This is a genomic window from Stella humosa, assembly GCF_006738645.1.
Classification (GTDB): domain Bacteria; phylum Pseudomonadota; class Alphaproteobacteria; order ATCC43930; family Allostellaceae; genus Allostella; species Allostella humosa.
In genome coordinates, this window is record NZ_AP019700.1 from 3,408,666 (window position 1) to 3,423,903 (window position 15,238).

Annotated in this window: 16 protein-coding genes; 9 read left to right on the forward strand and 7 right to left on the reverse strand. The window is 71.0% G+C overall.

Annotated features, from left to right (window positions below; genetic code table 11):
- Positions 1-36: 36 nt before the first annotated feature.
- Positions 37-624: a 2-amino-4-hydroxy-6-hydroxymethyldihydropteridine diphosphokinase gene (folK, locus tag STVA_RS15945; protein WP_245978566.1), complete on the reverse strand. Its 588-nt coding sequence runs from the start codon at positions 622-624 to the stop codon at positions 37-39.
- Between the two features lie 142 nt (positions 625-766).
- Between folK and STVA_RS15950 the strand changes: the two genes are divergently transcribed.
- Both STVA_RS15950 and STVA_RS15955 read left to right on the forward strand, forming a co-directional pair.
- Positions 767-1,354: a LabA-like NYN domain-containing protein gene (locus tag STVA_RS15950; RefSeq protein ID WP_123694969.1), complete on the forward strand. Its 588-nt coding sequence runs from the start codon at positions 767-769 to the stop codon at positions 1,352-1,354.
- A complete protein-coding gene (locus tag STVA_RS15955) occupies positions 1,351-1,992 on the forward strand; it encodes a uracil-DNA glycosylase (RefSeq protein WP_123694971.1) in 642 nt (213 codons plus the stop codon). Before STVA_RS15950 ends, STVA_RS15955 begins: the two co-directional genes overlap by 4 nt.
- Positions 1,993-2,113: 121 nt before the next feature.
- Here STVA_RS15955 and STVA_RS15960 read toward each other — a convergent pair whose 3' ends face one another.
- From STVA_RS15960 to STVA_RS15970, 3 genes are all read right to left on the reverse strand, one after another.
- Positions 2,114-2,332, reverse strand: a complete 219-nt coding sequence (locus tag STVA_RS15960) for a DUF4287 domain-containing protein (protein ID WP_123694973.1) — start codon at positions 2,330-2,332, stop codon at positions 2,114-2,116.
- A 101-nt stretch (positions 2,333-2,433) separates the two neighbouring features.
- Positions 2,434-2,781: an MmcQ/YjbR family DNA-binding protein gene (locus tag STVA_RS15965; protein ID WP_123694975.1), complete on the reverse strand. Its 348-nt coding sequence runs from the start codon at positions 2,779-2,781 to the stop codon at positions 2,434-2,436.
- A 16-nt stretch (positions 2,782-2,797) separates the two neighbouring features.
- Entirely contained in the window at positions 2,798-4,012 is a 1,215-nt protein-coding gene (locus tag STVA_RS15970) for an ROK family transcriptional regulator (protein WP_123694977.1), read from the reverse strand.
- Positions 4,013-4,111: 99 nt separating this feature from the next.
- On the opposite strand from STVA_RS15970, the gene STVA_RS15975 reads away from it, so the two are divergent.
- The 7 genes from STVA_RS15975 (at position 4,112) to STVA_RS16005 (ending at position 11,504) form a co-directional block, all read left to right on the forward strand.
- On the forward strand, positions 4,112-5,356 hold the full coding sequence (locus STVA_RS15975; protein WP_123694979.1) for a Gfo/Idh/MocA family protein: 1,245 nt from the start codon (positions 4,112-4,114) through the stop codon (positions 5,354-5,356).
- 62 nt (positions 5,357-5,418) lie between these two features.
- Complete coding sequence (locus STVA_RS15980) at positions 5,419-6,639, forward strand: ABC transporter substrate-binding protein (RefSeq protein ID WP_123694981.1); 1,221 nt, start codon at positions 5,419-5,421, stop codon at positions 6,637-6,639.
- 111 nt (positions 6,640-6,750) lie between these two features.
- Positions 6,751-7,794 (forward strand): Gfo/Idh/MocA family protein, encoded by a 1,044-nt coding sequence (locus tag STVA_RS15985; protein WP_123694983.1) that lies wholly within the window; start codon positions 6,751-6,753, stop codon positions 7,792-7,794.
- Positions 7,791-8,705, forward strand: a complete 915-nt coding sequence (locus STVA_RS15990; RefSeq protein WP_142235788.1) for a carbohydrate ABC transporter permease — start codon at positions 7,791-7,793, stop codon at positions 8,703-8,705. The genes STVA_RS15985 and STVA_RS15990 overlap by 4 nt, the downstream gene beginning before the upstream one ends.
- On the forward strand, positions 8,702-9,544 hold the full coding sequence (locus STVA_RS15995) for a carbohydrate ABC transporter permease (RefSeq protein WP_123694987.1): 843 nt from the start codon (positions 8,702-8,704) through the stop codon (positions 9,542-9,544). Before STVA_RS15990 ends, STVA_RS15995 begins: the two co-directional genes overlap by 4 nt.
- Positions 9,541-10,581, forward strand: coding sequence for an SIS domain-containing protein (locus tag STVA_RS16000; RefSeq protein ID WP_123694989.1), 1,041 nt, complete (start codon positions 9,541-9,543; stop codon positions 10,579-10,581). The genes STVA_RS15995 and STVA_RS16000 overlap by 4 nt, the downstream gene beginning before the upstream one ends.
- Positions 10,581-11,504, forward strand: a complete 924-nt coding sequence (locus tag STVA_RS16005; protein ID WP_170216709.1) for an ROK family protein — start codon at positions 10,581-10,583, stop codon at positions 11,502-11,504. Before STVA_RS16000 ends, STVA_RS16005 begins: the two co-directional genes overlap by 1 nt.
- Here STVA_RS16005 and STVA_RS16010 read toward each other — a convergent pair.
- The 3 genes from STVA_RS16010 to hpnE are packed head-to-tail and all read right to left on the reverse strand — an operon-like array spanning position 11,481 to position 15,230.
- Positions 11,481-12,104: a phosphorylase family protein gene (locus STVA_RS16010; protein ID WP_170216710.1), complete on the reverse strand. Its 624-nt coding sequence runs from the start codon at positions 12,102-12,104 to the stop codon at positions 11,481-11,483. The genes STVA_RS16005 and STVA_RS16010 overlap by 24 nt on opposite strands.
- Positions 12,101-13,969, reverse strand: coding sequence for a squalene--hopene cyclase (gene shc / locus STVA_RS16015; protein ID WP_123694994.1), 1,869 nt, complete (start codon positions 13,967-13,969; stop codon positions 12,101-12,103). Before shc ends, STVA_RS16010 begins: the two co-directional genes overlap by 4 nt.
- Positions 13,956-15,230: a hydroxysqualene dehydroxylase HpnE gene (gene hpnE, locus STVA_RS16020; RefSeq protein WP_123694996.1), complete on the reverse strand. Its 1,275-nt coding sequence runs from the start codon at positions 15,228-15,230 to the stop codon at positions 13,956-13,958. The genes shc and hpnE overlap by 14 nt, the downstream gene beginning before the upstream one ends.
- Positions 15,231-15,238: the final 8 nt, after the last annotated feature.

A 15,238-nucleotide genomic window follows, 5' to 3' on the forward strand; every position in this document is an offset into this window, starting at 1 on the left:
CTCCTTGATCAGAAATTTGGTGGCTGGTCTTCTAAGCTAGTGGGGCCGGCCCCGATCATCAAGGAATTCCGCGCCCTGCGGCAATGCGGACGGCCCCTGGCCGGCCAAGCGCACGGCCTCCGGCCGGGCCGGCAGGCGGTCGAGCAGGGCCTGGGCGGTCGCCCCCGTCACCGGGTGGCGCCAGCCAGGCGCCAACTCGGCCAGCGGCGCCAGCACGAAGCGACGCTCGGCCAGACGCGGGTGCGGCAGGATCGGCCCCGGGGCCCCTGCCCGCACCAGCCCGCGGCAATCGATCAGGTCGAGGTCCAGCGTGCGCGCCGCCCAATGCCGCTCGCGCACGCGGCCGAACTCGGCCTCGATGCGATGCAGGGCGGCCAGGATCGCCTCCGGCCCGAGGCCGCTTGCGGCGCGGACGACGCCGTTCACGAACCAGGGCTGCCCCGGCTCCCCCACCGGCTCGGTCGCATACCAGGACGAGCGGCCGGTGACGCGGATGCCGGCGGCCGACAGGCGGACGACCGCCGCCCGGCAGGTTTCCATGGGCGACGTGCCGCCCGGGCTCGGCAGGTTGGCGCCCAGGGCCACGAACACGTCGCCGGCCACCGGGTCAGACTGCGCCATCATGAAAGGAAATCCTTGCATTGGCCGGCGCGAAGACGAATCTTCCGCCCCGTTCGAATCCATCCTGCCGCACATCGCGGCAGCAAGGATCGGAATATATGCCCAGCCGTTCCAGTAGAGCGATTATCTTCCGGGAGATGCTATAATGAATTTCTATCCCGAGGACCGCATCGCGGTCTTCATCGACGGCGCCAATTTCTATGGCGCAGCGCGTGCGCTGGGTTTCGATATTGACTATCGCCGGATGCACGACCTGTTCACCAAGCGGGCGCGCCTCATCCGCATTTCCTACTACACCGCCTTTACCGACGACCAGGAATACTCGCCCCTGCGGCCGCTGATCGACTGGCTCGACTATAACGGCTTTACGCTGGTAACCAAGCCGACCAAGGAATTCACCGACGCCACCGGCCGCCGCCGCCTCAAGGGCAACATGGATGTCGAGATCGCCGTCGACATGATGGAGATCGTCGACCGCGTCGACCATGTGGTGCTGATGTCGGGCGACGGCGACTTCCGCAGCCTGGTCGAGGCCGTGCAGCGCAAGGGCGTGCGGGTGACCGTGGTCAGCACGCTGCGCTCGCAGCCGCCGATGATCGCCGACGAGCTGCGCCGCCAGGCCGACGTCTTCGTCGACCTACAGGAACTGGCGCCCCTCATCCAGCGCGCCCAGAGCCAGCGCGAGGAAGGGCTGCCCTCGCGCTACACCGCCCCGCACAACGACGAGGCATGACCGCCGCGCCGGCCGAGCCGGCGCGGGACTGCCCCTTCTGCCCGCGGCTGGTGGCCTTTCGTGAGCTGCATCGGGCACGCGAGCCCGCCTGGCACAACGCGCCCGTGCCGTCCTTCGGGGCGGCCGGCGCGCGGCTGCTGATCGTGGGGCTGGCGCCCGGCCTGCGCGGGGCCAACCGCACCGGCCGGCCCTTCACCGGCGACTGGGCGGGCGACCTGCTCTATCCGACGCTGATCCGCCACGGGCTGGCGGTCGGGCAGTTCCTGGCGCGCCCCGACGACGGGCTGGCGCTGGCCGGCTGCCGCATCACCAACGCCGTCCGCTGCGTCCCGCCCGAGAACAAGCCGACCCCGGCCGAGGTGAAGACCTGCCTGCCCTTCCTGGCCGGCGAGATCGCAGCCTTGCCCACTGGCGGTGGCATCCTGGCGCTCGGCCGCATCGCCCACGACGCGGTGCTGACGACCCTGAAGATCCGCAAGGCGGATTTCCCCTTCGCGCACGGCGCCATGCACGAGCTGCCCGGCGGCCGCTGGATGGCCGAGAGCTACCATTGCTCGCGCTACAACACGAATACCGGACGGCTGACGCCGGAGATGTTTGACGCGGTGGTGGGGGCAGTGGTCGCGCGGATCGGATAATATTCCTGGGCGCCACTTGAATGATCTGGCGATCGGCTGCCTCCAATCTGCATGGCAGGAACCCATCGCGCGCCACAATAGCCCAGGTTAGCCAAAACACGGAACCGCTCAGCGTCGTCCGTCAGTCGCGCTTCCCCTTAAAAAGCGCGACCAAGGCCATCCCGTGGCCTCGGCCAAGGTCGAAGTCATGTTTCAGCCAATCGAGGATCTCTCCCGCCTTCACCCCGGGGCGGACGCCGTCGGCATCGCAAAAGCCCTTCTCCCGGGCCATAGCCTTGAATGCGGCGGGCGACTTGCCCGTCTTCGCCTCAATATTGTCGAGATACGCCTGAAACGACATGCAAGACTCCTTGGTCGGAACGTCAAGATAGTCGCAAGGGGTGCACTTGGTGCAATTCCGGGTCGTGCAACCACAATCGGGTCAGCTTGGGCTCAACTGGGCTATTGGAACCGCACCTCGTCGAATGCCTTCACAGCCCGCTTCGACGCGCACCCTCGCCAGCGGCGCTCCAGGAAGCGCATGAGCACTTCGGGCGACAGCGCCCCCAATCGCGCCAGCACGATCGGATAGTCGGCATAGTGCGGTGTCGTGTGGAACACTGCCGGGTCGGCCTCGATCAGCATCGCCCGCTCGTCGATCGGCACGTCGTGCAGGGTGATGCTGTCGTCCTCCGGCCGCAGCCGGGTGAGCAGTCGGCCGCGCACCTTCAAGGCGGGGGTGCCGTAGGAGGTGGAAAGCTCCGCGCCCGGTAGGTCGGCGGCCAGGCGGACGACGTCTTCCCAATTCATCGATCGACCCTCTGGATCAGAAGTCGAATGCCGAGGCGCCGCCAGCCGCACCCGTCGCAAGCCGCGGGGCCAGGCGGTGGAACAGCGGCAGGGCGGCGGCACCGAGGGCGGGCGTCTCCGGCCCCAGGCCAGCCTCGATCAGGCGCGGCATGGCGCGGCCCGGGCGGGCGGCGACGCTGGGCGGCAAGGGTTCAAGCCGGGCGAGGAAGGTCCGACGCATGGCCGGGGGCAGCAGGCCGCCGAGGATGACGGTCTCCGGGTCCAGCAGGTTCTCGATGTTGGCGAGCGCCGCGCGGAAATGGCCCGCGGCATCGCTTAGCCAGGCGTCGAGCGTCGGCTCGCCGGCCAGGAAGGCGGCCTCCAGCCGGGCCGGGTCGATGTCGGAGGCGTCCGCGTCCGGGCCGGCCACCGCGGCATGGGCGGCGGCCAGGGAGACATAGCGTTCCAGGCACCCGTGGTTGCCGCAGAGGCAGGGCCGGCCGCCGGGCACGACCACCATGTGGCCCAGTTCGCCCGCCCGGCCGCCCGCCCCGCGATGGGGCTGGCCGCCGGTGATGATGCCGGCCCCCAGGCCGACGCCGAAATAGACATAGACGAAGTCCCGCAAGTCGCGCCCGGCACCATAGAGCCGCTCGCCGACGGCGGCGGCCGTCGCGTCGTTCTCGACCAGGACCGGCATCTCCAGCAGCGCCGACAGCCGTTCGGTCAGGGGGAAGCCGTCCCAGGCCGGCAGGCTGGTGGGGCCGAAGGAGACGGGGCTGCCGGCCTCGAACAGGGTCGGCATGACGACGCCCGCCCCCAGGATGCGGGCCCCCTCCACGCGGCCCGCCCGCCGCAGGCGGGCGACCGCATCGGCCATCAGCGGCAATGCCGCGGCCGGCGTCGGGGCGGCGGTGGCGATCTCCACCTCGGCGCGGCGCTCGCCGGCCAGGTCGACGAGGACGGCAACCAGCCGACGGTGGTCCAGCGACAGGCCGATGGTGAAGCCGCCGCCGGGGTTGATCGCCAGTTCGATCGGCGGCTGGCCGCGCCCGCCCGTCCGCCGGCCGGATGCCACCAGCAGCCCCGCGCCCAGCAGCTCCTCGGCGATGTTGGACACCGTCTGCGCCGACAGGCCGGTCGCCCGCGCGATCTCGGCGCGCGAGATGGCGCCGCTGGTCCGCACGGTCTCGACCACCACCCGGCGGTTGTAGCTGCGTGCATGCTCGAGGTTGGTCCCGGCCAGGGCCATTCGATCCGTTCCCGCGAAATCCCGCTTGCAGACTGGGTGAGTCCGACGCTTAAATCAATTTGATTGATGAATTCGGGCCCGGCCCTGGGAGAGCAATCCATGACCCGTTCGACGCTGCCCGTCCTGCGCATCGGCTTCATCGGTTCGGGCTTCATGGCCCGCTTCCACCTGCAGTCGCTGACGGGCGTGCGCAACGCCGTGGTGGCCGGCGTCTACAGCACCACGGCCAAGCGCCGGGAGGCCTTCGCGGCCGAGGCCAACCGCCTCGACCTCGGCCCCTGCACGCCCTACGACAGCATCGAGGCGATGCTGCGCTCCGGCCAAGTCGACGCGGTGTGGATCGCCAACCCCAACTATGCCCGGCTGGAGGCGATGGAGGAGATCCATCGCCTGGTGAAGGCCGGTGCCACGCCCTTGCGCGCGGTCGCCTGCGAGAAGCCGCTGGCGCGCACGCTGGGCGACGCCCGGCGCATGCTGGCGCTGGTCGAGGATTGCGGCCTGCTGCACGGATACCTGGAGAACCAGGTGTTCTCGACCGCCGTGCAACGCGGCCACGAGATCATCTGGCGGCGCGCCGTGCCGAATGCCGGGCGGCCGTACCTCGCCCGCGCGGCCGAGGAGCATAGCGGCCCGCACGAGCCCTGGTTCTGGCAGGGCGAGCAGCAGGGCGGCGGCGTGCTGTCGGACATGATGTGCCACAGCGTCGAGGTCGCCCGATTTCTGCTGAGCGCGCCCGGCGAGGCGCGCGGCGCCATGCGCCTGGTGTCGGCCAACGCCACCGTCGCCAACCTCAAATGGACCCGTCCGGAATACGCCCGCAAGCTGTCGGCCGCCATGGGCGGGGTCGACTACACCAAGCGCCCGTCCGAGGATTTCGCGCGCGGAATCCTGACCCTGGAAGACCCCGACGGCAACGTCGCAATGATCGAGGCGACGACGTCCTGGGCCTATGTCGGGCCGGGCCTCCGCATCAACCTGGAGCTGCTGGGGCCGGAATACGCGATGGAGTTCAGCTCGCTCAACACGGGCCTGAAGATCTTCCTGTCGCGCGGCGTCATCGGGACCGAGGGCGAGGACCTGGTCGAGAAGCAGAATGCCGAGCAGGGGCTGATGCCGGTCCTGGACGACGAGGCCGGCATCTACGGCTACACGCTGGAGAACCGCCACATGGTGGAGCATTTCCGCCGCGGCCAGCAGCCGATGGAAACCTTCGACGATGGCGTGGCCGTGGTCGAGATGCTGATGGCGCTCTACCGCTCGGCCGAGCTGGGCCAGACCGTGACGCTGCCCGACGAGAACCTGGAGACCTACGTGCCGGTGGTGGCGCGGCCCGCCGGCCGATAGGCGTCCGGCCAAAGGGCCGACGCCGCCCAAGAAGCCCCGCGCGCCAGCAGGAGAGGCCAACGATGAGGAAGACGATTGCGACCTGGGTCGGCGCCGCCGGCCTGACGCTGACGCTCGCCGCCGGGGCGGCCGGCCAGACCCTGAAGATCACTTACCCCGGCTGGGACAGCAAGGAGCAGGAGCGCGAGGTCACCGCGATCTTCGCCGCGTACGAGAAGCAGAACCCGGGCGTGAAGATCGAGCTGATCTCGACCCCGTTCCCGGTGATGAAGCAGAAGCTGGTGGTCTCGCTGCGCTCTGGCGATGCGCCGGACCTGGGCTATCTCGACGGCCGCTGGCTGCCGGAACTGCAGGCCGCGGGCTTCCTGGCCGACGTGACGGCGCAGGCCAACGCGCTCGACCGCAAGGACTGGTATCCGGCCGCCTGGGAGCCGGCCACCATCGACGGCAAGGTCTATGGCATCCCCGACCGCGTCGACCCGTGGATGGTCTACTACAACACCGATCTGTTCAAGGCGGCCGGCGTCGACCGCTTTCCCGAGACCACCGACGAGCTGGTGGCGGCCGGCAAGAAGATCACCGGCAACGGCGTCCATGCCTGGGGCCTGATCGGCACCAACGACGCCACCTTCATCGGCCGCTACCTCAACATCCTCTATGCCTTCCACGGCAACCTGCTGTCGCCCGACGGCAAGAAGGCCGTCGTCAACGACGCCAACGGCGTGGCCGCACTCGCCTTCTACACCGACCTCCTGATCAAGCACGGGATCGCCCAGCCCTCGGCCGTGGGCAACAACCACAACGACGTCCGCCAGCTTTTCATGACCAAGCAGGTGGCGATGATCATCGACGGCCCTTGGGCGCGCGGCACGCTGCGCGAGATGGCGCCGACGGTGAACTGGTCGGTCGGGCGCATCCCGGCAGCGCCGGGCAAGGAACCGCGCTTCACCATGACGTCGTGGCACTACACGACCTTTGCCGCCGGCAAGAACCAGGCGGCCGTCGCCAAGCTGGTCGCCTACCTGGTGCAGCCCGAGAACCAGGCGCGCAGCGTCGTCACCCTGCCCGCCCGCCAGTCGGCCGCCGCCCTGCCGCGCTTCCAGACCGACGAGTACAAACCCTGGGTGGCAGCATTGCCGGCCGGCCGCGCCTTCCCCATCACCGACCGCTTCAGCGAGATCGCCGACATCGTCGGCAAGTCGGTGCAGGAGGTGCTTGCCAAGCGCAAGGACGCCAAGGCCGCGGCCGACGAGGCGGCGGCGCGTATCGATAAGCTGCTGTAGCGGCGGCACAGCTCCAGCGTCCCTCGACTGCTCGTTTCGCGCAGCGCAGCGAGCAGTCGAGTGACCCGCCGGCGGCAACAACCGACCAACCGCGAACAACGACAGGCGCCCATGAACAAGGACCGTATCCGCATCGCCATGCTCGGCACCGGCTTCATCGCCGAGTTCCGGGCCCAGGTCTATGCCCGGATGCCGGGCGCCGAGGTGGTGGCGGTACTGGGCCGCGACCCGGAGAAGACCGCTGCCTTCGCCCAGCGGAACGGCATCGGCGTGGCGGCGACCGACCTGGAGGAACTGCTTCGCTCCACCGATTTCGACGCGGTCGACCTGTGCCTGCCCAACCACCTGCACCGCGACGCCGGCGTGCGCATGGCCGAGGCCGGCAAGCATATCCTGTGCGAGAAGCCGCTGGGTCGCACCGCGGCCGAGGGCCAGGACATGCTGGACGCGGCCGAGCGTGCCGGCATCGTCCATGCCTATGGCGAGAACATGATCTACTCGCCGGACTTCCAGGAGATCCTGGCGGTCATCGAGCGCGGCGTGATCGGCAAGCCGCTATGGATGCGCGGGCGCGAGGCGCATTTCGGGCCGCACTCGCCCTGGTTCTGGCAGCGCGACCTGGCCGGCGGCGGGGCGCTGATCGACATGGGCTGCCACCTGATCGGCATCTTCAACCTGGCCCTCAAGCAGCAGGCGACCAAGGTCTTCTGCCATGCCCCGACCCTGCACCATAAGACCGACTGTGAGGACAACGCGCTCGCCATCCTGAAGTACCCCGGCGGCACCGTCGGCCAGTGCGAGGCGTCCTGGACGCAGCGCGGCGGCATGGCAGTTGCCTTCGAGGCCTGCGGCGACGAGGGCACCATCGTCTATGACCGCTCCGGCCTGTCGCAGCCGATCAAGGTCTTCGCCCGCAATGCCCAGACCCGCTATTTCAGCGAGAAGGTGGAACATGACCGCGGCTGGCTGTTCCCGACGGTCGAGGAGTATCGCCGCTACGGCTACTACGACCAGATCGCCCATTTCCTGGACTGCATCCGCTCGGGCAAGCCGCCGCTGCTGACCTTCCGCGAGGGCGTGGCGGTCAACCACGTGATGGATGCGTGCTACGCGTCCGCCCGGTCCGGCGGCTGGGAAGCGGTGCCGGCCGCATGATCCTCGGCCGGTTCCGCAGGCGGCTGGCGATCGGCACGGGGCGGACGGCGCTGGGCTATCTCTTCGCCGCCCCGCTGCTGGTCGTGCTGACCGTCGCCGTGCTGCTGCCGGCCCTCTACAACACCGGCGTCGCCTTCTTTCGCTACAACGCCACGCGCGACACCTGGCGCTACAACGGCTTCGACAATTTCGTCGGCCTGTTCCAGTCCGATGCCTTCTGGAACTCGTTCTGGGTGACGCTGATCTGGGTCGCGGGCAATGTCGGCCTGCAACTGGTGGCGGGCTTCTGGATCGCGCTGGCGCTGAACCGCATCGTGCGCTTCCGCGGCGCCTTCAGCGCGGTGCTGCTGATCCCGTGGGTGTCGTCCTTCGTCGTCGTCGCCGTGCTGTTCCTGTGGATCTACCACCCGCAGCTAGGCGTGCTGAACGACCTGCTGCTGAAGCTGGGGCTCGTATCCAAGCCGGTCGCGTGGCTGTCCTCGCCCGAGTTGGCCCAGGTGTCGCTGATCATGGCCAATAGCTGGAAGTTCTTCCCGCTCGTTATGATCACGCTCTTCACCGGCCTGCAGGACGTGCCGGGCGAGGTGCTGGAGGCGGCCGAGATCGACGGCGCCGGGCGCTTCCAGACCTTGTGGCGGATCGTCGTGCCGCTGCTGGCGCCCTCGATCGCCACGGCCGTGCTGCTGTCCACCATCTGGGGCTACAACAGCTTCACCCTGCCGATCATCATGACGGCCGGCGGGCCGCTCGGCTCGACCGAGATCATGGGCCTCTACATCTACAAGCTGGCCTTCGACGCCTTCGACTTCGGCGGGGCGGCGGCAGCCTCGATCGTGCTGTTCGTCCAGATCCTGGCGATGGTGGCGCTCTATCTGCGCTTCGCCGACCGCGAACTGGCGCCGGCCGGATGAGCGGACGGTCGCGCACTGCGCCGGGCCTGACGGCGCTGGCCTATGTCTTCCTCGGCCTGACGACGGTGGTGGTCGCCTTCCCCTATCTCTGGATGGTGGCGACCAGCGTGAAGCCGATCGAGGAGTTCTTCACCTACCCGCTGCAATGGCTGCCGGCGGCGCCGACCGCCCGCCACTACCTGGCGGTGCTGGAGGACAGCCGGTTCCTGCGCGCGCTCCTCAACAGCACCATCGTCGCCACCGTGGTGACGGCGATCAGCATCGCCCTGGCGGTCCCGGCCGCCTATGGGCTGGTGCGGCTGGCGGGGCAGCGCGGGCGGCCGATGTTGATCGCCATCCTGTCGGCGCAGTTCTTCCCGCCGATGATCTTCTTCATCCCGTTCTACATCCTGCTGGCGCAGGTGAAGCTGCTGAACACGCTGACGGGGCTCGTCTTCGCCTACCTGTCGGTGACGCTGCCGATCTGCACCTGGATGGTGGCGACCTCGCTGCGCGCGCTGCCGCGCGAGCTGGAGGAAGCCGCCCGCATCGACGGCTGCTCGGACGTGCAGATCATCTGGCGCATCGTCCTGCCGATCGCCAGACCCGGCATCATCACGGCCGGCATCTTCGCCTTCGTGCTGGCCTGGCAGGAATACATCTTCGCGCTGCTCTACACGACGACGCCGGCCGCCCAGACCGCGCCGGTGCTGATGTTCTATTACCTGGGCCAGCACCAGATCGACTATGGCCGGCTGATGGCCGCCTCGGTGCTGCTCAGCCTGCCGATCGCGCTGCCGTTCGCGATCATCCAGCGTCACTACCGGCAGGGACGCAACGAAGGCGGAGTGAAGGGATGACGATGGACATGGCCACCGACGATCCGGTGGCCGACTATATCCGCGAGCAGCCGGCGGTGGTCGCGGCCACGCTGTCCGCCGCCCGCGCGGAGCTGACCAGCTGGTCGCCAACCGCGCGCGGCGTGGTGCTGGTCGGCTCCGGCTCGTCGATGAACGCCATCCTGGCAACCGCCCCCAGCTTTGCCGCGGCCGGGCGCGGGCCGGTGCTGGCGCGCAACCCGACGGCCTTCATCGCCGAGGCGGCAACGCTGGCCGGCTGGGCCGGCCTGGCCGTGATCCTGTCGCAGTCCGGCGCCAGCCGCACGACGATCGCGGCGGCCGAGGCCGCGCGCGCGGCCGGCATGGCCGTGCTGATCGTCACCGGCGACGGCGCCAGCCCGATCGCAGCACTCGGCCTGCCGATGGTCGTCATGCCGATCGGAGCCGAGCCCATCGGGCCCAAGACCAAGGGCTTCGGGGCCAGCATCGCCGCCATGCTGGCGGTGGCCGAGCGGCTTGGCGCGCCGCTGCCGGGGCTGCCCGGCCTGGAGACCGCCCTGGCCGACGCCGTCGAGCCGGCGCGAGCGGCAATGGAGCGGTTCGCCACGGCCGTGCCGGCCCTCGACTTCCTGATGGTGGCGGGCCAGGGCCGGCTGCTGGGCATCGCCGTCGAGGGCTCGCTGAAGGTGGCCGAGATGGCCGGCATCCCGGCCGGCGGCTTCGATACGGAGGAGGCGCTGCATGGCCGTTTCCACGGCCTGACGCAGAACAGCGCCGCCATCTTCCTGACCGCCGACGCGGCCGAACGGGCGGAGGCCGCGCGGGCCGTGGCCGTGCTGGGCAGCCTCGGCATCCAGGCCGGCACGATCGACGCGGCCGGCAGTCCGGGTCTATGCCCCGTGCCCGCCCTGCCGGCGCCGTTCCAGCCCCTGGCGGCCGTCATCCCGCTGCAATGGCTGGCCTATCACTTGGCGCGCGGGCGCGGCATCCAGCCGGATCAGATGCGCTATCCCGGCCTTTCGCAGAAGCTGGCGATCAAGACGGACCAGCAGCCCTGATGCGTTCGGCCATCGGCATCGACATCGGCGGCACCGCGATCAAGCTGGGACTGGTCGCCAGCGACGGGCGGGTGCTGGCACGCCGGCAGTTCCCCTTCGACCGCGCGCTCGGCTTCGAGGCACTGGCCGATGCCATCGCCACTGCCGCGAAAGCCGTCGCCACCGGCCATGCGGCGGTGGGCGTCGGTATCTCGACGCCGGGCTATGCCGACCGCCGCGACGGCACGCTGATCGACGGCACCGCCAACGTGCCGGCGCTGGCCGGGCGCTCGCTGCCGGCCGCACTGGGCAGCCGGCTCGGCCTGCCGGCCGTCATCGAGAACGACGGCACGGCCGCCACCTTGGCCGAACTGCGCTTCGGCGCGGGAAAAGCCTTTCGCCGGTTCGCACTGATCGCCATCGGCACCGGCATCGGCGGCGGCATCGCCATCGATGGCCGGGTCGTCACCGGCAATGCCGGCGAGCCACCGGAACTGGGGGCCATGGTGCTGGATGCCGAGGGCGAGCGGAACTACAGCAGCCTGCCCGGCACCTTCGAGCATCTGGCTGCTGCCGATGGGTTCCTGGCGGCGCACCGCCGGCTGTCGCCGGCCGACCCGGCGCCCTCCGTCGCGGCCCTTTTCCAGCGGGACGATGCCGCGGCCGCCGCCGCCATCGACGCCACCGCCCGGCGCATCGCCCAGGCGCTCGGGTCGATGATCAACCTGCTGAATCTGGAAGCCTGCCTGCTGGGCGGCGGCGTGTCGGAGGCCGGCGCCAGCCTGCTCGACGCGGTCGGCCGCCACCTGCCGGATTTCACCTGGCCCCTGCTGCTGGCGCGCTGCCGCCTGCTGCCGGCCGCACTCGGCAACGATGCCGGGCTGGTGGGCGCGGCCGCCCTGGCGCTCGACCAGGCAAGGTCAACCGAGCCGGGCCAGGCGTAGTGCCGCTACCGTCAGCGTGCGATCGGCCGACCGGCTGGCCGCCGCGAGCCGGAGGAGGCCGGGCAGGTCGCCCGGGCGGCGCAGCAGGGCCGCGAGGAGTGCCGCCGGGCGCAACCGTCCGGACCGATCTACCGCCACCAACGAAGCCGCAGGCAAGGCCATGCCCGCGGCATCGACAACCACCCGGACCACGCTGAAGCCGATCCCCCGGGCGGACGCGACGGCAGCCACGGCATGGGATTCGCAATCGACCGCCGCTGCAAGCCCGGCCGATCCGCCCTTCTCCGCCCGGCTTGCCATCACCCGGTCGGCGCCGAGCAGCAGGCCGGCCATCGGGAACCCCGGCAGTCCCGCGCAGGTCCAGCGGCGGCCCGCCTGGTCGAGCACGGCCGTGGGCACGACGAGGTCGCCCGCCGCCAGGTCGGGCGAAAGACCGCCGGCATAGCCGAACGACACCAGCCAGTCGGCGCCGCGAGCGGCCAGTTCACCTGCCGCCTGGCGGGCGCCATCCGGTCCTGGGCCGCGACAGGCGACATCCAGCCCCGCGCCGGCGGCGATCCGCGCCTCTCGCGGCAGCCCGGTGACGATTGCGATCTTCAACCCCGCCCCACCAGCCGGTCCCAGCGGGCCAACGCCCAGATTGGGAAATAGGCCGGATAGCCGCGATAGCGAAGGTGGAAGACGTTGGGAAAGCCGGTGCCGGTGTGCCACGGCTCGTCCCAGAAGGGGCCGTCTGCCGGCGCCTCGACCAGCCAGCGGATGCCCGCCGTCACCGCCGGATGCCCCGCCTGCCCGCCCGCCATCAGTCCCAGCAGCGCCCAGGCGGTCTGCGAGGCCGTGCCGGCGCGCGCGAAGCCGCGATGGGCCGGGCGGTAGGTCAGGCCATCCTCGCCCCAGCTTCCATCCGGCCGCTGCGCCCCCAGCAGGTAACGGATGCCACCGGCCGCCGCCGGGTCGTCCGTCCCGAGCCCAAGTTCGGCCAGCGCCGACAGCGCCGACCAGGTGCCATAGACATGGTTTGTGCCCCAACGGCCGAACCAGGAGCCGTCCGCCTCCTGCGCGGCCTGCAAGAAGGCCAGACCGCGGGCCACCGCGGGCCGATCCTGCTGGCGGCCCAGCCTGCCCAGCGCGGCCAGGCAGCGCGCGGACACGTCGGCGGTCGGCGGATCGAGCAGCGCGCCATGGTCGGCAAACGGGATATGGTTCAGCCGGTGGTGGGTGTTGTCAGCATCGAACGCGCCCCAGCCGCCATTGCGGCTCTGCATTCCAACGACCCAGCCGGCCGCGCGCGCGATGGCGGTCGCGGCATCGGAGTGGCCATCGAGGGCCAGGACCACGGCCGCCGTGTCGTCCAGGTCGGGGTAGTGGTCGTTGCGATACTGGAAGGCCCAGCCGCCCGGCGCCAGTCCTGGCCGGTCGCGCCGCCAGTCGCCGACCTTGTCCGTCACCTGGCGGTCCAGCAGCCACGCCCGGCCGCGCCGGGTGGCGCCGTCGGTCCCCGCCACGCCTTCCAGCGCCAGCAGCGACAGGGCCGTGTCCCAGACGGGGGACAGGCAGGGCTGGCAGCGGGCCTCGCCGCCATCCTCGACCACGAGCCGGCGCAGGGCGCTGCGCGCGCAGACCAGATCCGGATCGCCCGGCGGCCGCCCGAGTGCCGTCAGGGCCATGACCGCGTTCGCCATGGCGGGAAAGATCGCCCCCAGCCCGTCCTCGCCGTTCAGGCGCTCGGTCAGGAAGCGCACGGCGGCATCCATTGCCCGCCGCCGGGCGGCGCCGGGCAGCATCGGCTCGGCCAGGCGGACCGCGGCATCGACGGCCAGGAACAGCCGGGCCCAGCGGTCGGCCGGCCTGGGTGCCGCAGCCGGCGCAGCGAACAGCTCGGCGATGGTGACACCGCGTGGGTTGGCCGCGCGCGGCTTCAGCGCCATCAGGATCAGCAGCGGCACGATCACGACGCGCGACCAGTAGGCGACCTTGTCGAGGTGGAACGGTGACCAGCGCGGCAGCAGCATGATCTCGACCGGCATCGCCGGCACCGCCCGCCACGGCACCTGCCCGAACAGCGCCAGCATGATCCGGGTGAAGACGTTGGCCGCCCCCGCCCCGCCCAGCGACAGGATCAGGCGTCGCGCGCCGGCCATGGCCGGCGCGTCGGGGTCGTCGCCCACCAGCTTCAGGGCGAAATAGGCCTTCACCGTCGCACTGAGGTCGCCCGCCCCGCCATGGAACAGCGGCCAGCCGCCATCGGCCCCTTGCGCGCGCCGCAGGTAGCGGGCGAGCCGCTGCTCCAGTTGCGGATCGGGATCGCCCAGGAAGTGGTTCAGCAGGATGTATTCGGCTGGGATGGTAGCGTCCGCCTCCAGCTCGAAGCACCACTCGCCGTCCGGTCGCTGCGCCGCCAGCAAGCCGTCGACGGCCGTCGCCAGCCGCTGCCCGACGCTGCGGCGAAAGTCAGCGTCGACCATCGCCCGCCTTCTCCGCCCCCTCCACACCGCAGGCCAGCTCGGCCGCCCGGTCGCCGGAGCGGATGGCACCCTCGATCGTCGCCGGCAACGGCCCTGCCACCCAGTCGCCGGCCAGGAACAGGTTGGGCCAGGCGGTCCACGGCTGCGGTCGGCGGGCGACGTCGGCCGGCGTCTGGGCATAGGTCGCCCGCCGCTCCTTGATGACGCGGACGCGTGGCATGTCGCCGGTCAGCCGCAGGGCCACGCGCACGTCCTGCCACAGCCGCTGGGCCAGGTCGTCGGCATCGGCATCCATGCCGGCATCGGCGGCGCTCGTCGTCGTCGAGGCGACGTCGCCGCGCACGAATATCCATTCGGCCAGCCCGCCGATCAGGCCGAGCGGCGGCCGCACCCGCTCGGGCAGGCCGTCGACGCGGAAATGGGCATTCAGGATCGCGCGGGTCTCCAGCGGCACCGTCAGGTCGGGCACGATCTCGGCCGCTGCGGCCGGCGGCACCGCCAGGACCACCACGTCCTCCGGACCGACCGCGACGCTGCCGTCGGTGAAGCGCAGGGCGGCGATCCGGCCACGGCCGAACTCCAGCCCGCGCAGGCGCTGGTTGAACTCCGCCCGCACCGAGCGGCCGGCGAGCCAGGCCAGGGCCGGGTCGATGAAGGCCGCGTCCAGGCTGCGGGCCGCCATCAGCGGGCGGCAGGCGGCCCCGCCCCGCAGGAAGGTCTCGCGCACCACCGCCCCCAGCAGGGCGGCCGCGCCCTCGGTCGGCTGGGCGTTGAGGGCGGCGATGGCCAGCGGCAGCACCAGCGCCTCGTAGAGCGGGTGGTCGTCGGGCACGATCTGGGCGACCGTCTGGTTCGGCCCGGCCAGCATCAGGCGGGCCAGCGCCAGATAGTCGCCCAGCACGGTGTGGGGCACGCGCGCCCGCTCGCTGAACAGCCAGAACGGCAGCCGCCCGCGCCCGAGGTCGAGGCGCCAGCGCCGGCGGTCGGTCAGGTCGATGAAATCGAACTGGGCGGTGGGCGGCCCCGTCAGCTCGGCCGCACTGCCGATGGTCTCGACGAAGCGCCGGGCCGAGCGGTTGCCGCTCAACAGCAGGTGGTTGCCATTGTCGATGGTGCGCCCCAGCACGGCGTCGAAGAAGCTGCGGCAACGGCCGCCGGCCTGGCCTGTCCCCTCGTAGAGGCGCACCCGCCGGCCGCGGCCGGTCGCCTGGACGGCGGCGGCCAGCCCGGCCAGCCCGGCGCCCACCACATGCACCGTCATCGGTGCCC